This is a genomic window from Devosia sp., from assembly GCF_017744655.1.
Lineage (GTDB): Bacteria > Pseudomonadota > Alphaproteobacteria > Rhizobiales > Devosiaceae > Devosia.
In genome coordinates this window covers 101,618-128,073 of sequence record NZ_JAGIAW010000003.1, presented here as the reverse complement: position 1 = coordinate 128,073, position 26,456 = coordinate 101,618, and the positions used below count along the sequence as shown (strand labels likewise).

Sequence of the window (26,456 nt, the reverse complement as noted above, 5' to 3'; positions counted from 1 at the left end):
AGCACCCCGAGGCGGTTTCGTCTCACTAACTAAAATCTCAGGGGCGCAATCGCCTCGGGGTCCGTTCCAATTGCAAAAAACCTGACGCGGAGACGCGGTCAGGCCAAAGCGCTGTCCCTTGTGTCCTGCACCCTTCGCAAAGCCGCCTCCCGCGGGCGTGACTTTGTGTTTTTTGCTCCCATATGCTATTGGCGCCGGACTTCCCGCATTTTTGAGCCCCTTCGAGCCGCCATGAGCATCGCGCTGAACCTTGACCATTCGACCGCCATCCGCCCCGAGACGGCGGCACGGCCGTCGCTGATCGGCCTAAACAAGGCGCAGCTCGCCGAAACGCTCGTCGCCAATGATGTGGTGGGCGAAAAGGAAGGCCGCATGCGTTCGAGCCAGCTCTGGAACTGGCTCTATGTGAACGGCGTCACCGATTTCGACCGCATGACCAATGTGGCCAAGCCCGTGCGCCAGAAGCTCTCCGACACTTTTATCCTTGATCGCCCCGAGATCGTTTCGGAGCAGGTTTCGGTCGATGGCACACGCAAATGGCTGTTCCGCTTCCGCGATCCACAGAACCCGAACTTTCCGGCCGTCGAAGTCGAAACCGTCTACATCCCCGAATCCGATCGCGGGACGCTTTGCGTGTCCTCGCAGGTCGGCTGCACCCTCACCTGCTCCTTCTGTCACACCGGCACCCAGAAGCTTGTCCGCAACCTGACCGCAGGCGAAATCCTGGGGCAGATCCTCATGGCCCGCGAGCGCCTGGGCGATTTCCCCGGCGGTTCGCGTCCCGATGACGGCGGCCTCGTGCCATCAGGTGAAAACCGCGCCATCACCAATATCGTGATGATGGGCATGGGCGAGCCGCTCTACAATTTTGACAACGTCAAGCAGGCCCTGCTCATCGCTTCGGCCGGCGATGGCATGTCGATTTCCAAGCGCCGCATCACCCTCTCGACCTCGGGCGTCGTGCCCTATATCGAGCGTACCGGCAGCGAAATCGATGTCATGCTGGCGATCTCGCTCCACGCCGTGCGCGACGACCTGCGCGACGTCTTGGTGCCGATCAACAAGAAGTGGCCGCTCAAGGAGCTGCTGGAAGCCTGCCGCAACTATCCTGGCCTCTCCAACTCCCGCCGCATCACCTTTGAATATGTGATGCTCGACGGCATCAACGACAGCGATGCGGAAGCCAAGGAACTGGTGCGCCTCCTCGCCGGCATTCCAGCAAAGATTAACCTGATCCCGTTCAACCCCTGGCCGGGTTCGAACTACGGTACTTCGCCCTCTTCCCGCATCGAGCGTTTTGCCGACATCGTCAACCGCGCCGGCTATGCCTCCCCGGTCCGCACTCCCCGCGGCCGCGACATCTTTGCCGCCTGCGGCCAACTCAAGAGCGAAAGCGAACGCCTCTCCAAGAAGGATCGCGACGCCCTCGCTGGTGTCTGACCAAGGCGCGGGGAGAGGGCGCCAGAGCTATTCCCCCGCCACCCAGTCTATCGCCCAACGTCCCCTGCCCTCGTCGCTGAGCACGTCGGCAAGCAGCGGCATCAGCACCCGCATCTCTTCTTCAAGCACGAAGGGCGGATTGATGACGATTATGCCGGTGCCATGGAGGCGCGGCGGGTTGGAAGGCTGACGGATGGTCAGTTCCAGCCTCAGGATCTTTGGGATACCCGATGCCTGAAGCAAGGCGACGAACTTATCCACGTCTGCCACATCCTTGATAGGATACCACAGGGCATAGAGCCCTGTAGGCCAACGTTTGTGAGCTTTGATGAGGTTCTGCGCCATGCGCTCGAATTCATTCCGCTCCTCAAAGGGCGGATCGATGAGCACAAGGCCCCGCTTCTCCTTGGGCGGCAGATGCGTGCCGAGGGCCTGCCAGCCATCGACATGCGTAACGCGAACCTGAAAATCGCCGACAAAATTCTCGCGCAGCGCTTCGACATCGACCGGATGCAGTTCGAGCGCCATCAGCCGATCCTGCTGGCGCAGCATGTTTCGCGTGATCAGCGGTGAGCCCGGATAGAAGCGCAGATCGCCATCTGGATTCTGCGCGCGCACGGCAGCGAGATAAGGAGCGAGCAGGTCTTTTGCTGGAGCGGGAAGTTCGCGATCAATCAAACGCCCAATACCATCGACCCATTCACCGGTCTTTTCCGCCGCCTCACCCTTGAGGTCATAGAGCCCGACACCGGCATGGGTGTCGATGACACGAAACGGAGCATCCTTGCGCATCAGGTAGGTCAGGATACGGGTGAGAATGGTGTGCTTGACCACGTCGGCGAAATTGCCGGCATGGAAGACGTGACGATAGTTCATCAGTGCCGCGCCTGTGCCGTGAGGATAGTGGCAGCAAAGGCGGTAAAGATCGCCGCAAAGCTCCAGTTCAAAATACGCTCGACCCATTTGCTGCGCTTGAACGCCGCAGCAAGCCAGTCGGCTGCCAGCACCGTGACGAGCCCAAGCGGGATCGAGAGAAGCACAAACTCAAAACCGAGGAAGAACAGTTTTGATGTCGCCGATGGATCATGCGCATCGACGAACTGCGGCAGGAAGGTCACGAAGAACAGGACCACCTTGGGATTGAGGAGGTTGATGCCGAGCCCCGTCGCAAAACTCTGCCGCACAGTCGGCGGCTTCTTGGCGGCTTCGGCGATCCTCAGGCCACCGCCATGCACGATCGCCTGATAGGCCAGCCACAAGAGGTAGAGCGCGCCGACTATCTTCAACGCGAGAAACAACGGCGGTGCAGCGATGATCAGCACCGAAATGCCGAAAGCCACGAGGGTCGTGTGGACCAGAATACCCGCCATCGCCCCGAACATTGCCGCTACACCATGGGCACGGCCATAATTGATGGCGCGGCTCAGTTGCAGCGCCATATCCGGCCCGGGGGTGATGGCAAGAACCACCGTCGCCAGCGCAAAAGCCAGAATGACGGGCAGATCGGGAATGAAGGCAGACATGGCTGGTTTGGCCTTGAGGCAGCGGAGCGTTGAACCGGTATGGCACTAAGCGGAGGCGCTGAACAGGTCTGCGCTTGATCATCGCCAATGGTATGTCGGTCTTGACCCTCCGCGCGCTCCGCTCTACCCCCTGGGGCTCGTACCCTTCGAAGAAGGCGAACAGCTCATGTCTTCTAGCGACGCGACGCGCCTTGGGCGCGTGGTTATTCTCAATGGCGCGCCGCGCTCGGGCAAATCCAGCCTTGCCCGGGCGATCCAGACTAGCGTTCCCGGCACCTGGCTCAACACCGGTGTCGACAGCTTTGTGGCGACGCTGCCACAAGGCCTCACGCCCGGCATTGGCCTTCGCCCCGGCGGCGAACGGCCCGATCTCGAACCGGCCGTGACAAGACTCTACGACCTGCTCTTCGCAACCATCCGCTTGCAGGCGGAAGCAGGTTTCGACATCGTCGCCGACCTCGGCATGCACGAGGATTATTCCGTTCCTCTGGGCATTCTCGATCGAGCCGCGTCAGTCCTTGGTCCACTCGGCGCCCTGTTGATCGGGGTAGACTGCGACATCGACGAGATCATGCGCCGCCGCAATGCCGACCCGCAGGGTGGATTTTATGCGACCGGCGATATCCCGCCCCCGCCCGTGCTCCGCTGGCAGGACGGCGTGCACCGCGGCAAGGACTACGATTTGCGGCTCGACATGGGCCGCCTTACGCCTGAGCAAGGCGTGACCCAAATCGCAGCATTGCTGGCCGATCCACCGGCCTCGCCCGCCCTCTCTCACAGGACTGCAAATTCATTCGCGTCATCGATTTAAGTCTGCGTTAAGCCCCTGCCTTTAGCTTCACCAAAGCGTCATGAAAGAATGACACAGAGGGATATTGATGGGGGAACTGGACGCTGGCACGACCGACGTCGCTGACGCGCTGCTGCTTGATGCTGCGCTGGAAAACATCCCCTATGGTTTTTGTGTATGGTCGCCGCAGTTCCGGCTGGTCATGTGGAACAAGAACTATCGCGAATTTTACGGCTTTTCCGAAGACGCTATCCGCAAGGGCATGACGCTCGAAGAGGTCGTGCACCTCTCCCACAAGCTCGGCAACCATCCCGGCCAGAGCCCGGATGCCTTCTACGAGGCCTATACGAGCGACCTGCTCTCCAATCGCGGCGGCATGCGCACCAAGAGCCAGGAAGTGGTCTATGGCGGTCGCATCGTCGAAACCGCCCATATCTATTCCGAAAAGCTCGGCTGGGTGGTGACGCATGAAGACGTCACCGACGAAATCCAGATGTCCGAATCCGTACAGAAGCGGAAGCTGGAGCTGGAACGCCAGAATATCCGGCTCGACGCGGCCGTGAATAACATTTCCATCGGTCTTTGCATGATGGACGCCAAGGGGCGGCTCGTCATCTGCAATGAGCCCTATTCGCGCATCTACAATCTACCCGAAGAATACGTGCGCCCCGGTGCGCAGCTCGAAGACATTCTGGGGCACCTCTTTGACGAGGGCATGAGCGCCGGTGGCGATCGCGAAGACTACATCATCTGGCGCCGCGAGGTCATCGCCAAGCGCGAATATGGCAAGAACATCCATGAACTCAATGGCCGCGTCATCCTGATGCAACACCATCCGATGAAGGATGGTGGTTGGGTATCGACACACGAAGACATAACCGAGCAGCGCCAGAACGAGGCGCGCATTCATCACCTTGCCCGGCACGACGCGCTGACCGACCTGCCCAATCGAGCCGAGTTCCTTGAGGAAATGGCCCGCACCGAAGCCTGCTTGCAGCGTGGCGAAATGGCGGCCGTGCTCTATATCGACCTCGACCACTTCAAGGCCGTCAACGACACGCTCGGTCATGCCGTCGGCGACGAAGTGATAAAGCAGGCCGCGGTGCGCCTTTGGGGCACGACCCGGGAAACGGACCTGCTTGCCCGCCTTGGCGGCGACGAATTCGCGCTGCTCTTGCGTCCCATCGACAGCGCCGATACGGCCGCACGCGTTGCCGATCGCATTACCAAGACTATGTGCGCCCCGATGAATATCCGCGGCCAGCAGATCGAAATCGGTGCCAGCGTCGGCATTGCTGTCGGGCCCGGAGACGGCCTGACCACTGATACGCTGGTCAAGAATGCCGATCTCGCGCTCTATAAGGCTAAAAGCGAAGGCCGTTCTACCTACCACTTCTTCGAAACCGGCATGGATGCCGAATTGCAGCAGCGCCGCCTGATCGAGGCCGGCCTGCGCCTGGCGCTGAGCCGGAACGAGTTCCGGCTGATGTACCAGCCGCTCCTCGGCCTTGCGGAAAACCGCGTCACCTGCGTCGAAGCGCTGCTGCGCTGGGATTTTGAGGGCCGCACTGTGTCGCCCGCCGAATTTGTGCCCGTCGCCGAGGATACCGGACTGATCGCCGCCATCGGCCAGTGGGTCCTCAACGAGGCCTGCGCCACTGCGGTCAACTGGCCCAAATCGGTGCGTATCGCCGTCAATCTCTCCCCGGTCCAATTCCGCCAACGCGACCTCGTCACCCAGGTGCGCCGCGCGCTCAGCAATGCGCGGCTCGACCCCAGCCGGCTCGAACTCGAAATCACCGAAAGCCTGCTGCTTACGGACAGCGAATCGACGCTGAAGGCTCTGCACGAGCTGCGCGCCATGGGTGTTCGCATTTCCATGGACGATTTTGGAACGGGCTATTCCTCGCTCTCGTACTTGCGCTCTTTCCCCTTCGACAAGATCAAGATCGACCGCTCCTTCATTCGCGATCTCGCCGACCGCGCCGACAGTCAGGCCATCATTCGCGCCGTCATCGGGCTTGGCCAATCGCTGGGCATGTCGACCACGGTGGAAGGGGTCGAAACCGAAGAACAGCTCTCGCTGGTGCGCGCCCAGGGCGTTTCCGAGGTGCAAGGATTTTTGTTCTCTCCGCCCATTTCCGACACGGCGCTGGCGAACCTCTTGAGCGAGGAAATTGCCCTCGCCCAGGCTTCTTAGCCCAAGATGCGCGGCCGCCTTTATGCGCAGCTCCTCTCCATCGCTGCGCGGGAACATACCGCCGCCGAAGCGGAAGACGTGGTGCAGGAGGCACTGATATCGGCCATCACCGCGGGCCGCAGCGATATCGAAACGCCCGAAAATGCCCGCTGGCTGACTGGCGTCGTGCGCAACCGCGCCCGCATGGAGGCGCGCACGGCACGCCGACGCAAGGGGCGCGAAACCGCCTGGCACGCGGCACGGGCGCCGGCAGCAAAGGCCGACGATACCAAACAGGACGACATTCTCTCCGGCCTCCCCCCTGCTTTGCGCACTTTAGCAGCCCTGGTGCTGACCGGGCATAACCGGCGCGAAATCGCTTATTTGCTCCACTTGCCCGACACCGCCCTGCGCCAACGCATTTCGGCGCTGAAGCGGCATCTTGCGAGCAAGGGACTGGCGGCACCGGATGAATTGACCGGGCTTAATCTCGACCTCGCCTATGGCCGCATCCGCGACATTCTCCTGCCCGCGCTCCTCCGTCATGGCGGGGTTTTTGCCAGCCACGACCCCGACGGGCATCTTTTTCTGATAAAGCGCTCACAAAATGAGACGCCGCGGCAATAGGCTGACGTAACCCAGATTGGAGCCTGCCATGAGCCTCAAGCCCAAGAACGTCAGCATCGTCTTCTATGTCAGCGATATCCTTCGCACCGAAAGTTTTTATAACGAAACGCTGGGCCTCGGCCTCGAACGCATGGAGGGTACCGAACCCTTCTGGCTGCAGGGTTCCATTGAAAACGGCCCCGACTTGATCTTCTTCCAGCAGGAAGGACAACGCGGTAATACGCCGGCCATCGTCTTCGAACTCGACGAGGGCGGCATCGACGATGTGGTGAGCGAACTGGCGCAAAAGGGCGTCAATATCGTCACCCCGGTTTCTGAAGCCCCCGGCGGCTGGAGCGCCGACTTTCTGGACCCGGATGGCTTTGGCCTCGGCCTCTGGCAATCGGGCGACCTGCCGCGATCGGTGAAGTAGGACCGCTGCCTCCTCAGTCGTCACCACCGGGCTCGTCCCCGTGGTCCATGCCATCCGAGGGATGGCGTGCCTCCCAGAGATGGATTGCCGGGACAAGCCCGGCAATGACGACGAGTTGAGAGTGCTAACCGAACCGCCGATAGACCTGCACCACATTGCCCTTGGACGTGGTGCGGGCGCGGATCAGTTCGAGCCGCGTCGTCGGATCCCCGGACTCGAACAGGTGCCGTCCGGTGCCGGCAATGACCGGATGGGTGATCAGCGTCAATTCGTCCATCAGCCCGGCAAAGACCAGCTGCCGCACTAGCGAAATGCCACCCATGGCGCAGATATCGCCGCCTTTGCCCGCTTTCAAGTCGCGGACGAAATCGAGAAAGTCGCTCTCAATCAAATGGGCATTGCTCCAGGTCAGGTCCAACGGCTGCAGCGTTTCCGAGGCAACGAATTTTTCGATCCCATTGATGAAGCCGGCAAAATCGAGGTCCTGCTGGGCATTGGGCCAATAACCCGCCCATTCGGAATAGCCCACGCGGCCCATCAGCACCGTGCCGATACTGCCCATGATGGCCCCCATTTCCTGGGCCAGCTCATCATCGAAAGAATCGAACTGAAAGAGGTTCGGTGCTTCGACCACGCCATCGACGGAATGAAAAAGGCCCGCAATCACTTTACGCATTTTGTCCCTGCTTGCTGTCCGGGCCCCCTGCCCGATTGCTGATGCGACGAATGGGGGGAGAAAAGTTCGACAAATTTTGTTTTGGTGTTTTGTGCCCTGCCGGTCGTCACGCTCGGCCCCGGCATACGCTGACTTTCAGATTTTCCCTATGTCATCCCCGCGAAAGCGGGGACCTCCGTTTCCAAACGGGGGTTCGCGCTTTCGCGGGAATGACACCGTGGATAGGCGAAAAGCGCAGGTGCAATTGCCAACACCACCACCCTGCCCGCGTCTCCGCGTCAGGTTTTTGCAAGAGGAACGGACCCCGAGGCGCTTTCGCCCCTGAGTATTTTAGTTAGTGAGACGAAACCGCCTCGGGGCGCTGATTTTTTGGACAGGACTTTTAGCGGCACTTGATCGCTCGTCGCATGCGGCCAGCCCCCGAACCCACACGGGAACGGTCCCGTGCGCTCAGCATCCCCGCAGCCGTCCGTCTCGACTCCGTCCCGTGCGGGGAATTTTTTGATTTTACGCCGGGGTGGAGGGGGCGGGGATAAACTGAATAGTAAAATTAGAAAATACGCTTGGCGATGTCGCTCGCAGAATTAAGTCCACCCCGCCGATCACTTCCAGACTTGGGCAGAATAAACGTATATCGATCATCGTCCTGATAGACGAGTTTAATATGTTTACCTTCTTCAGTAACAGAAAATCCTAGTGCCTCAAGGCCCGCTCTAGTAGGAGCATCCATCGATCTATAGTCACGCAACAAAGATTTTATTCTATCACGATTATTGCGAGCAATGTCGTTACTTGGGTTTGCATTAGCAAAAGAGCGAAGTATGTGCCCTCTTCGGCTATCATCCGGATACCGATCCGCACAATCTCGAAGCGCATCGCCCAACACGCTTGCTATCTCGCCGGAATACAAGTTCTGCTCAGAACCTGGCTGGACAATCGCTCCTACGCTTGAAGCCTCCTGCGACTGGAGCCTAACAATTTCTCGCTGCAGACGTGCGATTTCTTGTTCTGCGACCTCAATTTGTCGGTCCCGCGCAGAGAGATCAGCATCAAAGGTCGCGACGTATTCTGATAGCTCTTTCGAGCCGCCCGACTTGAGCATTTCGTATTCGTTGCGACGAACCTCACTCTCCACCGCCTCCCAAGTGCACTGGGGTAGAGGCCGTCGATTTAATAACGCTCCTCGAACTTCATCTGTTATCGCCCATTTCAAAACCTCCGGAGAATCCAATTCTTCAGAGAAAAATTTCCGCCGTCCTGTTCCTTGGGGCCAGTAGATACCGACGGCGCCGCCATATACATTTTGTGAAGAAACATCTATCTGCAGACGTCTAGAAAACGGCCTATTTGGTTCAACGACAACATGAGCCATCCCAGACAAATCTTTTGAGAATTGATTGGGATCAATTGCGTACTTGCCGTCAAATCCGCAACTTAGATAAACAACTGGCAATCGACATCCCGCCTCACCGTTCAGAAGGCGCGCGGCCAAATCGATGTCGCTATTGGTTAGCCAGACCGGCGAGTCACTCACCACCAGAGCGCCGTCCACGGCCCCACCAAGCCGTTGCAAAAGCAGTCTCACGGCGTAAGGCTTCTTGGCGGCTGGTAGTTTGGAAACGGGCTGATGCGACTCGTTGGATGTCCGAATACCAATCCACGAACCAGCGGAGCTTTTCGAAAAAACTACGGCGGTCTCCCAGCTGATTCCAGCGTCCAGCGTTGAATTGCGAAACGCGACAAACTCCTCCCCGTTTGGCCTAACAATGCCTATTGACCTTACGGAGTGATCTCTTCCCTTCTTAAAGAACTCCTTATTAGGAGAAAGGTCCGCCAGATCACCTTCAGAAAGACCAGTAAAAGGTGACTTTTCGACCCAATCGCGCATTGTGGAAAGGAAATCACTGGATGTTGTATTCTGATGTACCGGAAACTCAGTCGCAAAAGTCAGCACCGGATCGATTCTCCCATTTGAATAAATTTAGGGAAATGAACGTTCGACATACAAGTCCAATATTGTGCCTTTTAACGACAGCAAGGCCCGGGATTGCTCCCGGGCCTTCTTCAATTCAGTGTAGACTGCGTCTGCCTAGCTACCCATATGCGCCAGCACGGCCAGCAGCAGCAGGGCCACGATATTGGTGATCTTGATCATCGGATTGACGGCCGGACCGGCAGTGTCCTTGTAGGGATCGCCAACGGTGTCGCCGGTGACGGAGGCCTTGTGGGCGTCTGAGCCCTTGAAATGCTTGACGCCGTGGCTGTCGGTAAATCCGTCTTCAAAACTCTTCTTGGCATTGTCCCAGGCGCCGCCGCCGGCGGTCATGGAGATGGCGACGAAGAGGCCCGTCACGATCACCCCCATCAGCATGGCGCCGAGGGCGGAGAAACCGGCGGCAGGGCCAGCGATCCAGTTGATGATGACGAAGACGAGGATGGGGCTAAGGACAGGCAGCAAGGACGGAACAATCATTTCCTTGATCGCGGCTTTTGTCAGCATGTCGACGGCGCGGCCATAGTCTGGCTTGTCGGTGCCGGCCATGATGCCTGGCTTTTCCTTGAACTGGCGGCGCACTTCGACGACGACCGACTGGGCGGCGCGACCGACGGCAGTCATGGACATGCCACCGAAGAGGAACGGCAAGAGACCACCGAAGAGGAGGCCGACGACGACATAGGGATCGGCCAGCGAGAAGGCCAGCGTGCCGACGCCGGCAAAGATGGCCGGCGCATCGGGCAGGGACGAGAAGTAGATCAGGTCCTGCGTATAGGCAGCAAAGAGCACAAGGGCGCCGAGACCGGCCGAACCGATGGCATAGCCCTTGGTGACGGCCTTGGTGGTATTGCCCACCGCATCGAGCGCATCGGTATTGTGGCGCACTTCCTTGTCGAGGCCCGCCATTTCGGCGATGCCGCCGGCATTGTCGGTGACCGGGCCAAAGGCGTCGAGCGCCACGATCATGCCGGCGAGGGCCAGCATGGTTGCCACCGCGACGGCGATGCCGAAAAGGCCGGCCAGCGAATAGGTGACGATGATGCCGGCAATGATGACCAGGGCCGGCAGGGCGGTCGATTCCAGCGAAACGGCAAGGCCCTGGATGACATTGGTACCATGGCCGGTAACCGAGGCTTCCGCAATGGAGTTCACCGGGCGACGGTTGGTGCCAGTGTAATATTCGGTGATGACGATGATCAGGCCCGTGATGACGAGGCCGACGACGCCGCACCAGAAAAGACTCCAGGGCGTGAACACCTTGTCTGATGTTTCGATGGCAAGGTTCATGTCGCCAAAGAGCAGCCAGAGGACTGGCAGCAGGGCGACGAGCGACAGAACACCGGAGGCGATGACGCCCTTATAGAGCGCGCCCATGATGTTGTTGTCGGAACCCAGTTTGACGAAATAGGTGCCGATGATGGAGGTGATGACGCAGGCCCCGCCAATGGCGAGGGGCAGCACCATGCCGGTGAGTTTGAGCGCCTCGGGCAGGATGATCGCCGCCAGAACCATGGTGGCGACAATGGTGACCACATAGGTTTCAAAGAGGTCGGCGGCCATGCCGGCGCAATCGCCGACGTTGTCGCCCACATTGTCTGCAATGGTGGCGGGGTTGCGCGGATCGTCTTCCGGAATGCCGGCTTCGACCTTGCCCACCATATCGCCGCCGACGTCTGCACCCTTGGTAAAAATGCCGCCGCCGAGACGGGCGAAGATGGAGATCAGCGAAGCGCCGAAGCTCAGGGCCACGAGCGAGTCGATGACGACGCGGCTCGTGGGCGCATTGCCCATGCCAGTGAGGATGATGAAATAGAGAGTGACGCCCAGAAGGCCCAGACCCGCGACCAACATGCCGGTGACGGCGCCGGATTTGAAGGCGAGATCAAGTCCCCGGGAGAGCGACGAAATCGCCGCCTGGGCGACGCGCACATTGGCACGCACCGAAACGTTCATGCCGATAAAGCCGGCTGCGCCGGAAAGCACGGCGCCGATGAGGAAGCCCACGGCCGCATGCGGGCCCAGGAGCAGCCAGGCGGCAATGAGGATGACCACGCCGACAATGGCAATGGTCGTATATTGGCGTTTGAGATAGGCCGAAGCGCCTTCGCGTACGGCGGCGGAAATTTCCTGCATACGGGCAGAACCAGCGTCAGCCTTTAACAGGCCCTGCGTGGTGACGATGCCATAAACAACAGCCAAACCGCCGCAGGCGACGATCAGCCAAAGTGCCAGATCCATGAAAACCGTTCCTCGAATGTGAAAGATTCGAGGCCCGCCCCGGTCGTGGCCAGCTCTTTTGGGTGCAAATGCCCCCTGTCCGGTCCGCAACCGCCCTCCGGCGGACCTCCTCCCAAAGGGGAGATTAACCGGTTCAGGCCGTTAAGCAATTGGAAAGTGTGACGGTTTGTCGCGGCCCGTCAGGCGATGGCGGCGAGCCGCTCGAGGACGGCATCGGACGCATCGGCGACCAGCACGGTCTTAAGCCGCGCGGTTTCGCCGCCGACGAGAGTCACTGACGATTTGGGAATGCCGAGGGTTTTGCTCAGGAGCGCTGTGACCGCGGCATTGGCCTTGCCCTTGTCGGGCACTGCGGCAACGCGAAGGCGCAGGACGGCGGAACCGTCATCGCGGGTCTCGGCGCCATCAATGATATCGCGACCCGCATTGGGCGTGACGCGGAGGGATAGCAAAAATCCCTCCGGCGTGATGCGGTAAAAGCTAGATGCCGGCGCGGGCAACGGCTGGATAGATGTAATAGCCGATGATCGACTGGATGAAGAAGATGATCAGGAACGCCACCAGCGGCGAGAGATCGAGGCCGGAGAAATTGGGCAGCAGGCGCCTTAGAGGCCGCAGCACCGGTTCGGTCAACTGATTGAGCACGCGCCAGACCGCTTCGACGAACTGATTGCGGGTATTGATCACGTTGAACGAGATCAGCCAGCTCATGATGATCATGATGAGCAGGACCCACCAATAGAGCTGGAGCAGGATGAGGATGATGTCGAGAACGGCGCGCATGGGCGTCTCCGCGAGAAAAGGTCCGAATTATCTAGTGGGTTAGGGCTAAAGCCACAAGACCAACCCCCGGAAAAGCCGGAGCCCCGCACCGGGCAAGCGATACGGGGCCCAAATGACTGACATCCGGTATGCAGTACAAGGGTCCGGACAGGCCCTCCATTGCACGAAGCGTGCCAAGTTCGCGGCCCCGCAAAACCGGGATCAAAGATTAAGCTCTTATTACTATTGGTCTTTTTTCGTTTTCAACGCTTCGCAAAATGCAAGGCGCGTTGCAAAATGCGAGGCAAATAGGTCAAGCCTTGGCTTGGCTCGGCTTCCAGGTGGCGACCTTGATCAGGTACAGCACGACGACGAGGCCCAGGACCACGTAGCTCAAGGGATCGAGCACGACTTCGATCATCTCGTAGTGCTCATGCAGCAGATAGCCCGAGAGCGTGAGGAAGGTATTCCAGATCAGGGCACCGGTCGTCGAGGCAAGCAGAAAGACCGGCAGGCTCATGCGCGAGAGGCCGGCGGGAATGGAAATCAGCGTGCGGATGAGCGGGATCAGGCGACCGAAGAGCACGATGATCGGCCCATAACGCGTGAACCACTTTACCGCGACGTCGATCTCGTCGGCATTGAAGGCCATGACGCGACCGAACCGGTCGGCGAGGTAACGCACGCGCGAAAGCCCAAAAAAACGGCCGGCATAGTACCAGGGCAGCATGCCGACCACCGCGCCGAAGGTGGCGGTGAACAGCACGCCGAAGAGATTGAGGTCGCCATTGGCGGCAGCAAAGCCGGCGAAGGGAATGATGAGTTCCGACGGGATCGGGGGAAAGATCGACTCGGCGAGCATGACGAGAAAAATTCCGACATAGCCGAGATCGGTGATGGTCTGGATGATCCAGTCGGTCATTGGCACTCCTTGCGCTGTTCATATGAGAATGCCCGGACAAGCCGGGCATTCCTGTGACATTCGCGAATGAGTTTTAAGAAAACTCTTAGGCCGACTTGGCGGCGCGGCTCATGCGCTTGCGATCGTTCGGATCGAGCCAGATCTTGCGCAGGCGGATCGATTTCGGCGTCACTTCGACATATTCGTCTTCGGCGATATAGCCGAGCGATTGTTCGAGGGTCAGCTTCTTCGGGGTCGTCAGACGCACCGCTTCGTCCTTGGAGGTCGTGCGGATATTGGTGAGCTGCTTGCCCTTGAGCGCGTTGACTTCAAGGTCGTTCTCGCGGGAATGCTCGCCCACGATCATACCTTCATAGATGTCGACGCCAGCGTCGATCATGATCGGGCCGCGGTCTTCGAGGTTCCAGAGCGCGAAGGCGACGGACTGGCCGGTGCCGTTCGAGATCAGAACGCCGGTACGGCGGCCAGGCAGTTCGCCTTTATAGGGCACGAAGGAGTGGAACAGGCGGTTGAAGATAGCCGTGCCACGGGTATCCGAGAGCAGTTCAGGCTGGTAGCCGATCAGCGAGCGGGTCGGGACCAGCAGCTGGATGCGGGTACGGCCAACGCCGGACGGACGCATGTCGGTCAGTTCGCCCTTGCGCTCGGTGAGCTTCTGGACGACGGCGCCGGTGAATTCGTCATCGACGTCGATGATGACTTCTTCGATCGGCTCGTGACGGACGCCATCGATGTCCTGCATCAGGACTTTCGGGCGACCGATGGTCAGCTCAAAGCCTTCGCGGCGCATGTTTTCGATGAGAACGGCGAGCTGAAGTTCGCCGCGGCCGGCAACGTCATAGGAGTCGTTGTCGTCGCCCGGGGTCACGCGGATCGCGACGTTACCCTCGGCTTCACGCATCAGGCGTTCACGGATGACGCGCGACTGCACCTTGTCGCCTTCACGGCCGGCTAGCGGGCCGTCATTGATGCGGAAGGTAACCGACAGGGTCGGGGGATCGATCGGCTTGGCAGCGATCGGCTTGGTCACCGAAGTGGCGCAAAGCGTATCGGCCACGGTCGAGGTGACGAGACCGGCAATGGCGACGATGTCGCCGGCTTCGCCGACATCGACCGGGGTGCGCTCAAGGCCACGGAAGGCCAGAACCTTGGAAACGCGGCCCTTCTCGACTTCCTTGCCTTCGCGGTTGAGCGTGTGGATGGGGTCGTTGGCCTTGACGGAACCCGAAGTGATGCGGCCGGTCAGGATGCGGCCGAGGAACGGGTTGCGCTCGATGGTGGTGACCAGCATGCGGAACGCGCCTTCTTCGACGCTCGGCTCCGGCACATGTTCGATAACCTTGTCGAGCAGCGGCCCAAGGCTTTCCTTCGGACCTTCGGGCTCCAACGCCATCCAGCCCTGCTTGGCCGAACCGTAGAGAACAGGGAAATCAAGCTGCTCGGGCGAAGCGTCGAGGGCGATGAAGAGATCGAAGATTTCTTCGAGCACTTCGAGGTGACGCTCGTCGGACTTGTCGATCTTGTTGATGGCAACGATCGGACGCAGGCCCTGGGCCAGCGCCTTGCCAAGCACGAACTTGGTCTGCGGCATCGGGCCTTCAGCGGCGTCGACGAGAATGACCACGCCATCGACCATGGAGAGGATGCGCTCGACTTCACCGCCGAAGTCGGCGTGGCCGGGCGTGTCGACGATATTGATGCGGGTGTCTTTCCAAAGGAGGGAAGTCACCTTGGCCAGAATGGTGATACCGCGCTCGCGCTCGATATCATTGCTGTCCATGGCGCGTTCTTCAACGCGCTCGTTTTCGCGGAATGAGCCCGACTGCTTGAGCAGGACGTCGATCAGGGTGGTCTTACCGTGGTCAACGTGGGCGATGATGGCAATATTGCGCAGGGACATGGGCACCGGGGCGTTGGGCATGGTCCAGCGGCAGCAAGGGGGCGAACGGCCAAATCATGCGGAAAACAGGAAGCGCCAGTTGCAATATCAGCAAACTGGCGCATTTCGGTGCGGCTATTATAGAAATTTTCCCCATTTCACAAGCGCTGCTGGCGCAGGGCGGGTTTGCGCGGGTGGGGAGGAGGTCATCTACGGCTAGGTTGGGCGGGTAACCTGAATGGCGGCTTTTGGAGAAAAGGCGCCGAAAGCTGACATCCTCTATCTCAATCTCTGTTTTGGAAGTCGTCTTGCGCAAGCGGCCTTGGACTCTGCCCATCGATGTCCAAGATGCCATATTCCCGCGCTAATGCCGCCACCACGTGAGGTCGGCCCGACTTTTTCAGCAGGCCTTCATCTCGCCAGAGGCCGGCAATCACACGGCCAACAAACCGGGGCGATTCCGAGTTGGACAAATCCATGAATTCTGCCGCCCGCAGCACCGCTTCGGTGCGCACCAGCCCCGGATAGAGTGCAACAGCCGACACGCCGTATGGCATCAGATCATGCGAGCAATCAGCGGCAAGCTTGTTTGCCCCGGCCTTGGCGACGCCATAAATTGCATTGCCTTCGAAAAGTTCAGCCGCCCAGAACGAGATATTGACGATAAGGCCTTTTCTTTTGGCTATCATGGCAGGAGCAACTGCCCTAGACGTCACGAAGGCCGAACGCAGCCCAACGTCAATCATAGCGTTCCACCGCCACATCGGCTGTTCCCAAAACGGCTTTGGCCAGGTGAAGGTTGTGCCCTCGACCATATGTTCGTAGCCCGGCCATGCATTATTGACCAAGAGGTCTACACCACCGTGTACCTCTTCAATTTTGGCGACTACTTCGACCGTCTGCTTGTCGTCGGCGTGATCGCACCGATGTATCATGAGCCGACCCGGTAGGCTCGATGCCTCCTCGGCGAGGCTCTCAAGCGACCCAGAACCTTGTGGGTGCGTAAGCGCATCTGCCTCTGTGAGCGTGCGGGCCGTCACGTGAACAAAGGCTCCTTCCTCCAGCAGGGCCAAGGCGATGCCCCGCCCGACGCCGCGGCTTCCGCCAGTAACGAGCGCAATAGCTTGCATGTTCGCCTCCTAAACCGATGCGAACATAAAAGGAACAACTGCAGAATGCAAAGGCCAACACGCTAACCTCTACATGTGAAAAAGGCGGCTTTCGGTAAGGCAGCGCGTGAGCTTCAACGTCTGAAATGGGTCGAAACCTGGCTACCCCGCCCTGCCGGTCTGCACTTCCAGCACCGATACCACGCGCCCTAACAATTCCAGAAACTGTCCGCGCTCGGCCGTGGTGAACTGCTCCAGCAACAATTCGTTGAGCGCGCCCAGCGCCCGGTCCATGTCGGCGATGCGTTCATAGCCCAGTGGCGTCAGGGCGATCAGGGCGCTGCGGCCGTCGTCGGGATTGGGTTTTCGCGTGACAAGGCCGTCGCGTTCCATGCGCTGGATGGTAGCGGTCATGGTGGGCTGTTCGACCGATGCCGCCTCGGCGAGGCCCTTGGGCGTATGCGCGCCGCCTGCGGAAAGGGCGAGCAGCACCGGCACATAGGCGGGATTGAGCCCGATTGGGCCCAGCATGGTTTCCGTTTCGCGCGCCAGAAGACGGGCGGCCCAGGTCAACTGCTCGGCAACGGCGGTCTCGTTCATATACTGAGCCTACTCAGGATTTTTCCCATTTAGGCGCGGCATGCTGATTTGGGCAAGCGTTTCAGATTATGCCGGCGAGACGATTTAGGACGCGGTCGCGCTCGCGGGTGAGCCCCTTGTAGTCGAGCTGTTCGGGCGTGAGGGCGAGAAGCTGAGCATGGAGGCTTCCGGCCAAAGTTTTGGCGTCGGGCAGGCCGGCAAAAGTGTCGAGATCGACCAATGAAATGCGGATCGTGAAGACGATCGCTCTCGTCTTGGGGAGTTTCCTCAGGGTCTGCCGCTCGATGCGCAGATGCACCGGATCGGCCCTTTCACCAGTACCGAAGCGTGGCTCATCCGGGCCCGACACGTCAGGGTGAAAGAGGCGCCGGTCGCCATAGAGCGACCAGTTCCAGCGAATGAGCGGGGTTTCAGGGCGCATTGCATCGAACATGCGGGCCATCAACTGGGCCGGGCGGGTTTCCGGACCAAAGCCGGGCACGGGCTGATGAATGACATCGAGCACCTTGCCGATTTTTTCCGAAAGCACCCAGGAAGACGGAAAACTGAGGCTCGCCGCCACCAGGCGCCAGCCGGGTTCGCTGCGCGAGAGGACGAGAAGATCGTCCTGCACCAGTTTTGCCGCCTGCAGCAACGGAGGACCCGCGAGGTCAACGACTTCGCCACTGGGCACGATGAAGAGACCATCGTCGCGCTTTTGCCAGAGATGGGGAAAGCGGTCCGGTAGATAATCAGCCAAGAGGGAAAGCAGCTCGGCCTGGGCCGGGCGGCTTTCGGGCAGTTCAGCAAAAATCTCGGAAAAATGAGTTTTGTGAAGGCGCGCCTTTTCGACCAGTTGCGCCGCCATATCCGCATCGGGATCAAGCCAGTCTGCCGGGTCGAGCGGCTTGGTAGCGATCTGGAACAGTCTGGTGTCGAAGGCAGGAAGCGTCATGCCGCCATGAAAGCCACGCTGCCGCCCATCGGCAAGGAAAAAAGAAAAGGGCTGGATCGCTCCAGCCCAATTCCGAAACTCATTTTTCGTTCTTGTTGCGCTCGATGGATTCGAGGATCACGCGCTTGGCGTCGGCGAGGTTGCCGATCCGGTCGATCTTGGCCCACTTGCCGGGCTCGAGATCCTTATAGTGTGTGAAGAAATGCTTCACGCGCTCGAGCTGGATTTCCGGGAAATCCTCGATATCTCTAATGTTGTCATACATGCGGGTCAGTTTTGAGACCGGCACGGCGATGATCTTTTCGTCCTGGCCGCCATCGTCTTCCATGAAGAGCACGCCGACGGGGCGCGAACGAACCACTGCCCCCGGAACGAGAGGCCGCGAATTCATCACGATCACGTCGAGCGGATCGCCATCGCCGCACAAAGTATGCGGCACGAAGCCGTAATTGCCGGGATAGCGCATCGGCGTATAGAGGAAGCGATCGACGAACAGGGCGCCGCTATCCTTGTCGATTTCATACTTGATCGGCTCGCCGCCAAGCGGAACTTCGATTATGACATTGAGGTCTTCGGGCGGATTCTTGCCGGTCGGGATGGCGTCGATGTTCATTTGGGCGTGTCCGTTGCGTCAGGGAGGGGCTGAACGACAGGGGTTCTGCCGCAGAACCCCCGGCAAAGGCAAGCCGTAAATCGGCGAGGCGCCGAAGCCATTCGCCGCAGGACCAATGGCTTCGGACAAATTGCAAAAACCTATTTGACTATAAGAACTGGCACATTGGAGCGCGCCAGAACCTCGGAGGCCTGGCTGCCGAGCAGCAGCCGGCCAAGGCCGCGGCGGCCATGCGAACCCATGACGATGGTATCGACACCATGCTCTTTCGCAGCTTCGAGAATGGCATCGGCTGGACGATGGCGCGGCACATGCAGGGTTTCGGCCGCAATGCCTGATGCATCGAGCTTGGCCTTTGCATCATCCAGCAGTTTTTTGGCCTGGGCGGCATAATCCTCTTCGAGCTGGACAATGATCGGACCTGCATCGAAAGTGCCAAAACCGCCGGCCCCGATACCTGTCGCCACCGGGTCGGTCGCGGTCAGCACCAGGATTTTCGAACCGTGAGCCCTCGCGAGTTCGACGCCGGCCGCCACGGCCTTGTCGCCGAGTTCGGAACCATCAGTGGCAATAAGCAGGGATTTGAACATGCTCTTCTCCTTGTTTACGGCACAATAACCCGATCATTGTGTCCGGCAATTGATCTCGATCATATTAGGAGGCCGGTCCATGTTGCAGCGTCTTTTTCTGGTTCTGACCGTGACTTGCGCAACGCCGGCCTTTGCCCAGTCGGGCTTTACCAGCGCCTATACCGACCTCGATATCGAGCAGTGCCTCGTGCTCGAAGCCGACGACTTTGGTGCCAGCTGGGCCTGCCCCGGCTATAAGGGTTTTCCCGTCATGGTACAGGAAGGCGATTTGCGCTTTTCCATCAGCTACGGCTTTGAACCGGAAAAGAATTCAGCCGGTTTCCAGACCCTGCCACCCTTCAATAATCTCGGCGGTAAACTGGAATGGCGGCTTTCCAACGCAAAGGGCTACTTCTTCCCGGTGGCGACAATCGTGCGCTATCACACCGCTGATGTCGAAACCGGCGAGAACAAGGGACAGGTTCTGGTGGTGACGCAAATCGCCGAAGGCAATTCCTGCCACATCGCCTATGTGGATGCCCTGGCCAACAAGGACGCCAACGAGCTGGCACGCGCTGCCGCCGACAAGGCAGGCAAGTTCAATTGCCAGACGGAAGAGCCCGAAGTGATTGGAAAATTTACCGCTTACTAGGTCCGATCATTTCAAAGAAATGATCAGGCTTGGTCAGCCTTGCCGCGAATCTGGTTGCGCAAGACGGTGCGGTCGCGGCTCGAAACACCGATCAGCTCGGCAATGCGCCAGACCATATTGTCTTCGAGCTCGTGATTCTGCCGGTCGGCAAAGACCACGGCCCACATCATGCGGATGATTTCGACGCGATCTTCCATCGGCAACTGGGTAATGCCGGTGGTGAAGCGATAAAAATCCACCGCCTCGGCATCCCTCTCGGCCGCCTGCTTGATCAGGCGATCAACACTCTGCTCGTCGAGATCATAGTGATCCATCAGCGCGCCACGAATGGTCTTGCGCTCTTCGTCCTTCATCGTGCCGTCGACCGCGGCGAGGTGCACGAGAAGCGCCGCCACCGACAGTTTCGGGTCATTGCTATTGGTCACCGTCTCGGTTTTCTGGAACAGACGGGTCAGGGCCTCGAACATGGCTTTCAGCCTCGTGCACGGGGTGAAGGAACGGGTTTGCGATTGAGCCGGGAGGGCCGCGAAACAAAGACTGGGGCAGAAGCTGGTTTTGCTCAATGGGCGCGAGGACTGCTCACGCGGTCTTGACCGCCGCTGATGCAGGCGGGCCACACCCTCTTTTGGGGGCCTTCAGAAAGGGACTCGACTCTCGAGGGATTCGGAGTCAAATTGTTCCTGTTTTGTTCTAGTAGACGGTTTCATCATGCAGGCCCCGGAACGCCAACAGCGCCTTGCCGCGCTGCGGGACACCATTGCCGATATCGAGCGCAAGCCGGCACTGGCGGAAGCAGTCAATCGGCCGCGGGGTGAACCCGGCATTTTTCCCGCCTTGCCGGCGGGTCTCGTGCAGGAAGTCTATGTCGATGGCGCCCGGGACAGCGGCGCAAGCCTCGCCTTTGCGCTGACCCAGGCCAAAAGCCTGCTCACGGCGCGGCGCTCGACGATCTACTACGTGCAATTGGCCGATGAGGGGAAACACTTCGGCCTGCCCTATGGACCTGGTTTGCACTGGTTCGGAATTGATCCCGCAAAACTGGTGATCGTGCGGGTCGCCGACATGACCGAATTTTTATGGGCCACCGAGGAAGCCACCGCCTGCCGGGCGGTCGCGGCCATCATCGCCGAGGTGAAGGGCAATCCAAAACTGCTCAATTTCACCGCCAGCCGGCGGCTGAGCCTGCGCGCCAGCGCCAACCGGGTATCGCTCTTCATGCTGCGCTATGGCCAGCGACGGGAAAGCAGCGCCGGACACCTGCGCTGGCGGCTCATGCCCCATCGCAGCGGCCGCCACGCCTTCGACGACCGAGCCCCAGGCGCGGCGCGCTGGCACCTGCGGCTCGAAAAGGGTCGCATCGCTGGCAATCAACTGGACTGGATGCTGGAGGCACGGAAAAATGGCTTTGCAATCTTCTCCAAGCCAGTTGGCCTTGGTCGATATCAGGCAGAAACGCCGCTTCCTGGTGCTGCACCTGCCCTATTGGGCCACCGACTATCTCAAGCGAGCTGAGCCAAGGCTCAAGGAAAACCCCCTGGCACTTTACGAGCGCATCAAGGGCGGGTTGCGCCTTGCCGCACTCGATCCGGAGGGCCTGCAGAACGGGCTGCGCCTCGGCCAGAACCTCGCCGATGCCCGCGCCATCTGGCCGGCTCTCACTGTGCTCGAGATCGACCGCCCAAGGCTGGAGACCGCCTTTGGCGACTTTGCCGATTGGCACTCCAATGCCAGCCCGCTGGTTTCGGTGATGACCGATATCAGCCGTTTTGGCGATCTCGTGCTCGACATTACCGGCGTGGCGCATCTTTTCGGTGGCGAAACCGAAATGCTGCGCACGCTCATCATCCGCCTGCGGAAACTGGGCTACCGCGTTTCCGGCGCCATTGCCCCAACCATCGGCGCCGCCTGGGCCGTCAGCCATTTTGCCCGGAGCCAGGTGGTTGAAGACGATAGTTTTGCCGCCCTGCTCGATGCCCTGCCGGTTGCGGCCCTGCGGCTCGAGGAAAGCCAGTTGCTTACTCTTGGTCAGATGGGGCTCAAAACCATCGGGCAGGTCAGGCAATATCCCCGAAAGTCGTTGCACACCCGCTTTAGCCAAATCCTCCTGCGCATCGACCAGGCTTTTGGCGCGATCGAGGAGCGGATGACGCCGCGCCTGCCGCTGGTCGACCATCTCGTCGAGCAACGCTTTGCCGATCCCATCAGCCTCATGGACGATGTGCTGCGCACGACCCATGACCTCTCGGTAAAATTGAGCAAAACCCTCGAAGCCGAAGGGCTGGGCGGCCAGACTTTTCATCTTTTCCTTTATCGGGTCGACCACAAGGTAATGACCCTGTCGCTCAATGCCGGACGGGTGACGCGCGACCCCGAGCATATTGCCGACCTTTTTCGCCATCGGGCGCAGCGGCTGGAAACCGAATATGATCCCGGCTTTGGTATCGACATGGTGCGGCTGGCCGCGAGCAGCACCGATCGCCTCGATGCGGTGCAGACGGGCGCCTTTTCCATCGAGGAAGGCACCGAAGACATTGCAAGGCTCAACGACCGGCTGAGCAGCCGGCTCGGCCCGCTCGCCGTCTTGCGGACGGAAATGGTGGCAAGCCGCCTGCCCGAGCGCGCGGCCAGACTGGTGCCGACGCAATCAGGCCAGACCGATGCTCCGATTGCAGCCCCACCCCTGCAACGCCCGGTAAAACTGCTGCCCATGCCCGAGATCGTCGCCATCATGGCCGAAGTGCCCCATGGCCTCCCCGCCTCCATGGTCTGGCGCGGCGAGAGTTTTCGTTTGGTCAGTGGCCAGGGGCCGGAGCGCTTGGGCGCAGAGTGGTGGCGGAAGCAAGAGCGGCTGAAACTGGTCGAACCGCCAAAGCCCAAAAAGCCGGAGCCAGGCGAAAAGCCGGTGCCACCGCCCTATATCCCGGACCTGCTGCTCTTCAATCCCGATGCCGGAACGCGTGACTACTATGTGGTGGAAGACCAGCACGGCAGCCGCTTCTGGGTGTTTCGGCAGGGACTGTACAGCAAGGGCAATAGGCCGATCTGGTACCTGCATGGATTTTTCCCATGAGTGCCCCCGCCACCATTCCGGAAAAAGTCATCGAACTCGAGGCCCCGTTTTATAGCGAGCTGATCACCACCAGCAATTTTTCTTTCCTGCGCTCGGGTTCGCATCCCGAGGAAATGGTGGCGTCAGCCATGGTTTTGGGCATGACGGCCCTCGGCATTTGCGATCGCAATACCTTTGCCGGGGTTGTCCGCGGCTATGTGACGGCGCGCGACAACAAGGAGTTGAGCCCGCACTTTCGCTATCTTGTCGGCGTCAGGCTGGCCTTTGCCGATGGCACGCCCGATATCGTCGCCTATCCCAGCGATCGCGTCGCCTATGGCCGGCTCTGCAAACTGCTGACTATCGGCAATCATCGGGGCGAAAAGGGCAATCCAACGCTCTTTTTCGACGACCTCTTCGGCTCGGCCAATCCCGCTTCTGAAGAGGCGCACGGTCCAACCGAGGATTTTTCGCAAGGCCAGCTCTTCATCCTGCTTCCCGACGAGAGCGACTGGGCGCTCACCGAAAAGACTCTCGATCGCCTGAGCCGGCAGGCACCGGGACGGGTCTGGATCGCCGGGACGCCGCGCTTTGATGGCCAGGATCGGGCCCGGCTCAACCGGGTCGAGGCATCAGCGAGGCGCCATCGGGCCTTCATGATCGCCAGCAATGACGCGCAATATCACGAGCCCGATCGCAGCATGTTGCTTGATGTCGTCACCTGCATTCGCGAGCATGTTACGCTCGACGAAGCCGGCTTTCGCCTTACTGCAAATGCCGAACGGCACCTCAAGAGCCCGCGTGAAATGGCTGGTCTTTTTGCCGAGCATCCCGATGCCATTGCGCAGACCCAAAAGTTCATCGCGAAGATCGATTTTGCGCTCAACCAGCTCGAATACAATTATCCCGAGGAGACGATCGGCAATGGCGAGACAGCACAGCAGACGCTGGAGCGCCTGACCTGGGCCGGGGCGAAAAAGCGCTTTCCCGAAGGATTGCCACCGGGCTCCGAAGACCAGATCCGCACGGAACTAAAACTCATCGACGAAAAGGGCTATGCCGCTTACTTCCTCACAGTTCAGGACATTGTGCGCTTTGCCCGCTACGAAAAGGGCATTCTGTGTCAGGGGCGCGGATCAGCCGCCAATTCAACTGTCTGCTATTGCCTCGAAATCACCGAGGTCGACCCGAGAAAAGCCACGCTGGTCTTTGGCCGTTTCATCTCCACCGAGCGCGACGAACCGCCCGATATCGACGTCGATTTCGAGCACGAACGGCGCGAGGAGGTGATGCAATATGTCTACCAGAAATATGGGGGACGGCGGACGGGACTGACGGCCAATGTCATTTCCTACCGTTCCAAAAGCGCCATCCGCGAAACGGCAAAGGTTTTCGGCGTTTCCGACGACACCATTGCCGCCTTCAACCAGCTCCATTGGGGCTGGGGCTCCTCGCTCGATCTCAAAAGCGTCGCCAATATCGGGCTCAACCCGGATGACCCGGTGCTGGCACAGATGTTCGAGGTCGTGAAAGTACTGCGCGGTTTTCCGCGGCATCTCAGCCAGCACGTGGGCGGCTTCGTCATCACCCGCGACAGCCTTGAAAGCCTCGTGCCGATCAGCAAGTCGGCCATGGATAGCCGCACTATCATCGAATGGAACAAAGACGATATCGACGCCCTCAAAATCCTGAAGGTCGATGTTCTGGCACTGGGCATGCTGACTTGCCTGAGGCGGGCTTTTGACCTGATGAAGGAGCACTATAAGCGCGACGTAACCTTAGCCGAGCTGCAAGACGAAGGGTTCAGTGACGAGGATAAAGGAACGGAAATCGCCAAGCCGGTCTATGAGATGACGCACAGGGCCGACACGATTGGCGTCTTCCAGATCGAGAGCCGGGCGCAGATGTCCATGCTGCCGCGCCTCAAGCCAAAGGTCTTTTATGACCTCGTCATCGAAGTCGCCATCGTTCGCCCCGGCCCGATCCAGGGCGGCATGGTCCACCCCTACCTAAAACGGCGCGAAGGCATTGAACCCTGGGCCGCCGATCCCGACGATCCGCTCGACCAGGTCCTCAAGAAAACCCTAGGTATTCCGCTCTTTCAGGAACAGGCCATGCAGATGGCGATCAAGGGTGCCGGCTTTTCCGCCGGCGAAGCCGATCAACTCCGGCGCGCCATGGCCGCCTGGCGGCGCACCGGAAAGATCGAGATTTTCAAGGAGCGCTTCATCGAGGGGATGAAGAACAACGAGCGGAAAAAATACAGCCAGGAATTTGCCGAACGCTGCTTTTCCCAGATCGAAGGCTTTGCCGAATATGGGTTTCCCGAGAGCCACGCGGCCAGCTTTGCCCTGCTCGTCTATGCCTCGTGCTGGCTCAAATGCCACTATCCCGATGTCTTTGCCTGTGCCCTGCTCAATTCCCAGCCCATGGGCTTCTATGCGCCGAGCCAATTGGTGCGTGACGCGACCGAGCATGGCGTCGAAATCCGGCCGCCCGACATCAATCTGTCGAACCACGATTCCAGTCTTGAAGATGATGGCTGGAAGATTGCAGACCATATCTGGCCGCGGCATACGGCGATGGAAAAAGACATCTGGACCCAAAAGGCGATGCGCCTGGGGCTGCGGCAGGTAGAGGGCCTGGCGCAAAAGGACATCGAGCGGATCGTCGAGGTGCGCGAAAAGGGCCGCTACACCTCCATTCGCGATCTTTGGCTGCGCACCGGCGTGCCCATTGCCAGCCTCGAAAAACTCGCCCGGGCCGATGCTTTCTCCGATTTCGGGCTCAACCGTCGCGAGGCGCTCTGGGCCGTAAAGGGGCTCATCGGCACCCACGGCGCCGAAACCCTGCCGCTCTTTGCCATCGCGCCACCCAGGGGAACACCGGTCGAAGAGCCCGCCGGCCTGCCACTCATGGCGCCGGGCGAGGAGGTCATCCACGACTATGCGACCCTGTCGCTGTCCCTAAAGGGCCATCCGGTACAATTCCTGCGGCCCATGCTGATGGAGCGGGGGACGACGCGGGCGGCAAATCTCTCGACGGTGACGCCGGGCCACCGCATCGAAGTGGCGGGGCTCGTGCTGGTCCGCCAGCGACCGGGCACGGCCAGCGGCGTCATCTTCGTGACGCTCGAGGACGAAACCGGCGTTGCCAATATCGTCGTATGGCCAAAGCTGTTTGAAAACGATGCCATGCGAAAGACGCTGCTCTCGAGCCGCATGCTGGCGGTGCGCGGGCAATTGCAGAAAGAGGGCCTCGTCATTCACATCATCGCCGAGGACATGGTCGATCTGACCCCCCACTTGCTCGACCTTTCGCATGGCAAGGATTTTGGCGACAAAGTCGTGGCCCGTGCCGATGAAGGCAAATCCGGCCCGCCGGGCAGTCAGAGCCGCGACCGCAATGCCATTCGCGAGATCGAAATGGCCCGCCGCCGCGCCTATGGCGCCATGCCGAAGGGTCGCAATTTCCACTGAAAGACGA

The 26,456-nt window shown here is 59.9% G+C and carries 24 protein-coding genes; 9 read left to right on the top strand and 15 right to left on the bottom strand.

Annotation, left to right across the window (positions count from 1 at the left end; genetic code table 11):
• Window positions 1-231 precede the first annotated feature (231 nt).
• Complete coding sequence (gene rlmN, locus J7557_RS08345) at window positions 232-1,440, top strand: 23S rRNA (adenine(2503)-C(2))-methyltransferase RlmN (protein ID WP_291419220.1); 1,209 nt, start codon at window positions 232-234, stop codon at window positions 1,438-1,440.
• A 27-nt stretch (window positions 1,441-1,467) separates the two neighbouring features.
• Here rlmN and J7557_RS08340 read toward each other — a convergent pair whose 3' ends face one another.
• Window positions 1,468-2,316: a 23S rRNA (adenine(2030)-N(6))-methyltransferase RlmJ gene (locus J7557_RS08340; RefSeq protein ID WP_291419218.1), complete on the bottom strand. Its 849-nt coding sequence runs from the start codon at window positions 2,314-2,316 to the stop codon at window positions 1,468-1,470.
• Window positions 2,316-2,963: a LysE family translocator gene (locus tag J7557_RS08335; protein WP_291419216.1), complete on the bottom strand. Its 648-nt coding sequence runs from the start codon at window positions 2,961-2,963 to the stop codon at window positions 2,316-2,318. The genes J7557_RS08340 and J7557_RS08335 overlap by 1 nt, the downstream gene beginning before the upstream one ends.
• A gap of 166 nt (window positions 2,964-3,129) precedes the next feature.
• Here J7557_RS08335 and J7557_RS08330 point away from each other — a divergent pair, with 166 nt between their 5' ends.
• The 4 genes from J7557_RS08330 (at window position 3,130) to J7557_RS08315 (ending at window position 6,971) form a co-directional block, all read left to right on the top strand.
• Entirely contained in the window at window positions 3,130-3,774 is a 645-nt protein-coding gene (locus tag J7557_RS08330) for a chloramphenicol phosphotransferase (RefSeq protein WP_291419214.1), read from the top strand.
• Window positions 3,775-3,841: 67 nt separating this feature from the next.
• Window positions 3,842-5,953, top strand: a complete 2,112-nt coding sequence (locus J7557_RS08325) for an EAL domain-containing protein (protein WP_291419212.1) — start codon at window positions 3,842-3,844, stop codon at window positions 5,951-5,953.
• A 6-nt stretch (window positions 5,954-5,959) separates the two neighbouring features.
• Window positions 5,960-6,559, top strand: a complete 600-nt coding sequence (locus J7557_RS08320; RefSeq protein ID WP_291419210.1) for a sigma factor — start codon at window positions 5,960-5,962, stop codon at window positions 6,557-6,559.
• Between the two features lie 28 nt (window positions 6,560-6,587).
• Complete coding sequence (locus J7557_RS08315; protein ID WP_291419208.1) at window positions 6,588-6,971, top strand: VOC family protein; 384 nt, start codon at window positions 6,588-6,590, stop codon at window positions 6,969-6,971.
• A 124-nt stretch (window positions 6,972-7,095) separates the two neighbouring features.
• Here J7557_RS08315 and J7557_RS08310 read toward each other — a convergent pair whose 3' ends face one another.
• The 12 genes from J7557_RS08310 to J7557_RS08255 form a co-directional block, all read right to left on the bottom strand.
• Window positions 7,096-7,647 (bottom strand): dihydrofolate reductase family protein, encoded by a 552-nt coding sequence (locus J7557_RS08310; RefSeq protein ID WP_291419206.1) that lies wholly within the window; start codon window positions 7,645-7,647, stop codon window positions 7,096-7,098.
• 550 nt (window positions 7,648-8,197) lie between these two features.
• Window positions 8,198-9,601, bottom strand: coding sequence for a hypothetical protein (locus tag J7557_RS08305; protein ID WP_291419204.1), 1,404 nt, complete (start codon window positions 9,599-9,601; stop codon window positions 8,198-8,200).
• A 135-nt stretch (window positions 9,602-9,736) separates the two neighbouring features.
• A complete protein-coding gene (locus tag J7557_RS08300) occupies window positions 9,737-11,881 on the bottom strand; it encodes a sodium-translocating pyrophosphatase (RefSeq protein WP_291419202.1) in 2,145 nt (714 codons plus the stop codon).
• Window positions 11,882-12,060: 179 nt separating this feature from the next.
• Entirely contained in the window at window positions 12,061-12,333 is a 273-nt protein-coding gene (locus tag J7557_RS08295) for a DUF167 family protein (RefSeq protein WP_291419200.1), read from the bottom strand.
• 28 nt (window positions 12,334-12,361) lie between these two features.
• Complete coding sequence (locus tag J7557_RS08290) at window positions 12,362-12,664, bottom strand: YggT family protein (protein ID WP_291419198.1); 303 nt, start codon at window positions 12,662-12,664, stop codon at window positions 12,362-12,364.
• Window positions 12,665-12,956: 292 nt separating this feature from the next.
• Window positions 12,957-13,565, bottom strand: coding sequence for a DedA family protein (locus J7557_RS08285; protein ID WP_291419196.1), 609 nt, complete (start codon window positions 13,563-13,565; stop codon window positions 12,957-12,959).
• Window positions 13,566-13,650: 85 nt separating this feature from the next.
• On the bottom strand, window positions 13,651-15,465 hold the full coding sequence (gene typA, locus J7557_RS08280; RefSeq protein WP_291419588.1) for a translational GTPase TypA: 1,815 nt from the start codon (window positions 15,463-15,465) through the stop codon (window positions 13,651-13,653).
• A gap of 263 nt (window positions 15,466-15,728) precedes the next feature.
• Window positions 15,729-16,574, bottom strand: coding sequence for an SDR family NAD(P)-dependent oxidoreductase (locus J7557_RS08275; RefSeq protein WP_291419194.1), 846 nt, complete (start codon window positions 16,572-16,574; stop codon window positions 15,729-15,731).
• A 141-nt stretch (window positions 16,575-16,715) separates the two neighbouring features.
• Complete coding sequence (locus J7557_RS08270) at window positions 16,716-17,153, bottom strand: MarR family winged helix-turn-helix transcriptional regulator (RefSeq protein WP_291419193.1); 438 nt, start codon at window positions 17,151-17,153, stop codon at window positions 16,716-16,718.
• 61 nt (window positions 17,154-17,214) lie between these two features.
• Entirely contained in the window at window positions 17,215-18,087 is an 873-nt protein-coding gene (locus tag J7557_RS08265) for a DUF3445 domain-containing protein (protein WP_291419191.1), read from the bottom strand.
• A gap of 79 nt (window positions 18,088-18,166) precedes the next feature.
• The gene (gene ppa, locus J7557_RS08260) at window positions 18,167-18,700 is read right to left on the bottom strand and encodes an inorganic diphosphatase (RefSeq protein WP_291419189.1); all 534 of its coding nucleotides are present in this window, start codon (window positions 18,698-18,700) and stop codon (window positions 18,167-18,169) included.
• Between the two features lie 140 nt (window positions 18,701-18,840).
• Window positions 18,841-19,290: a universal stress protein gene (locus J7557_RS08255; protein ID WP_291419187.1), complete on the bottom strand. Its 450-nt coding sequence runs from the start codon at window positions 19,288-19,290 to the stop codon at window positions 18,841-18,843.
• A gap of 79 nt (window positions 19,291-19,369) precedes the next feature.
• On the opposite strand from J7557_RS08255, the gene J7557_RS08250 reads away from it, so the two are divergent.
• Window positions 19,370-19,921, top strand: a complete 552-nt coding sequence (locus J7557_RS08250) for a hypothetical protein (RefSeq protein ID WP_291419185.1) — start codon at window positions 19,370-19,372, stop codon at window positions 19,919-19,921.
• 23 nt (window positions 19,922-19,944) lie between these two features.
• Here the strand turns inward: J7557_RS08250 and J7557_RS08245 are convergent, their stop codons facing one another.
• Window positions 19,945-20,388: a TerB family tellurite resistance protein gene (locus J7557_RS08245; RefSeq protein ID WP_291419183.1), complete on the bottom strand. Its 444-nt coding sequence runs from the start codon at window positions 20,386-20,388 to the stop codon at window positions 19,945-19,947.
• Window positions 20,389-20,629: 241 nt separating this feature from the next.
• On the opposite strand from J7557_RS08245, the gene J7557_RS08240 reads away from it, so the two are divergent.
• Genes J7557_RS08240 through J7557_RS08230 form a run of 3 tightly spaced genes read left to right on the top strand, consistent with a single transcriptional unit; the run spans window position 20,630 to window position 26,449 of the window.
• Window positions 20,630-21,433, top strand: coding sequence for a hypothetical protein (locus J7557_RS08240; RefSeq protein ID WP_291419181.1), 804 nt, complete (start codon window positions 20,630-20,632; stop codon window positions 21,431-21,433).
• Window positions 21,321-22,991 (top strand): DNA polymerase Y family protein, encoded by a 1,671-nt coding sequence (locus tag J7557_RS08235; protein WP_291419179.1) that lies wholly within the window; start codon window positions 21,321-21,323, stop codon window positions 22,989-22,991. Before J7557_RS08240 ends, J7557_RS08235 begins: the two co-directional genes overlap by 113 nt.
• Complete coding sequence (locus J7557_RS08230) at window positions 22,988-26,449, top strand: error-prone DNA polymerase (protein WP_291419177.1); 3,462 nt, start codon at window positions 22,988-22,990, stop codon at window positions 26,447-26,449. The genes J7557_RS08235 and J7557_RS08230 overlap by 4 nt, the downstream gene beginning before the upstream one ends.
• The last annotated feature ends 7 nt before the right edge of the window (window positions 26,450-26,456 follow it).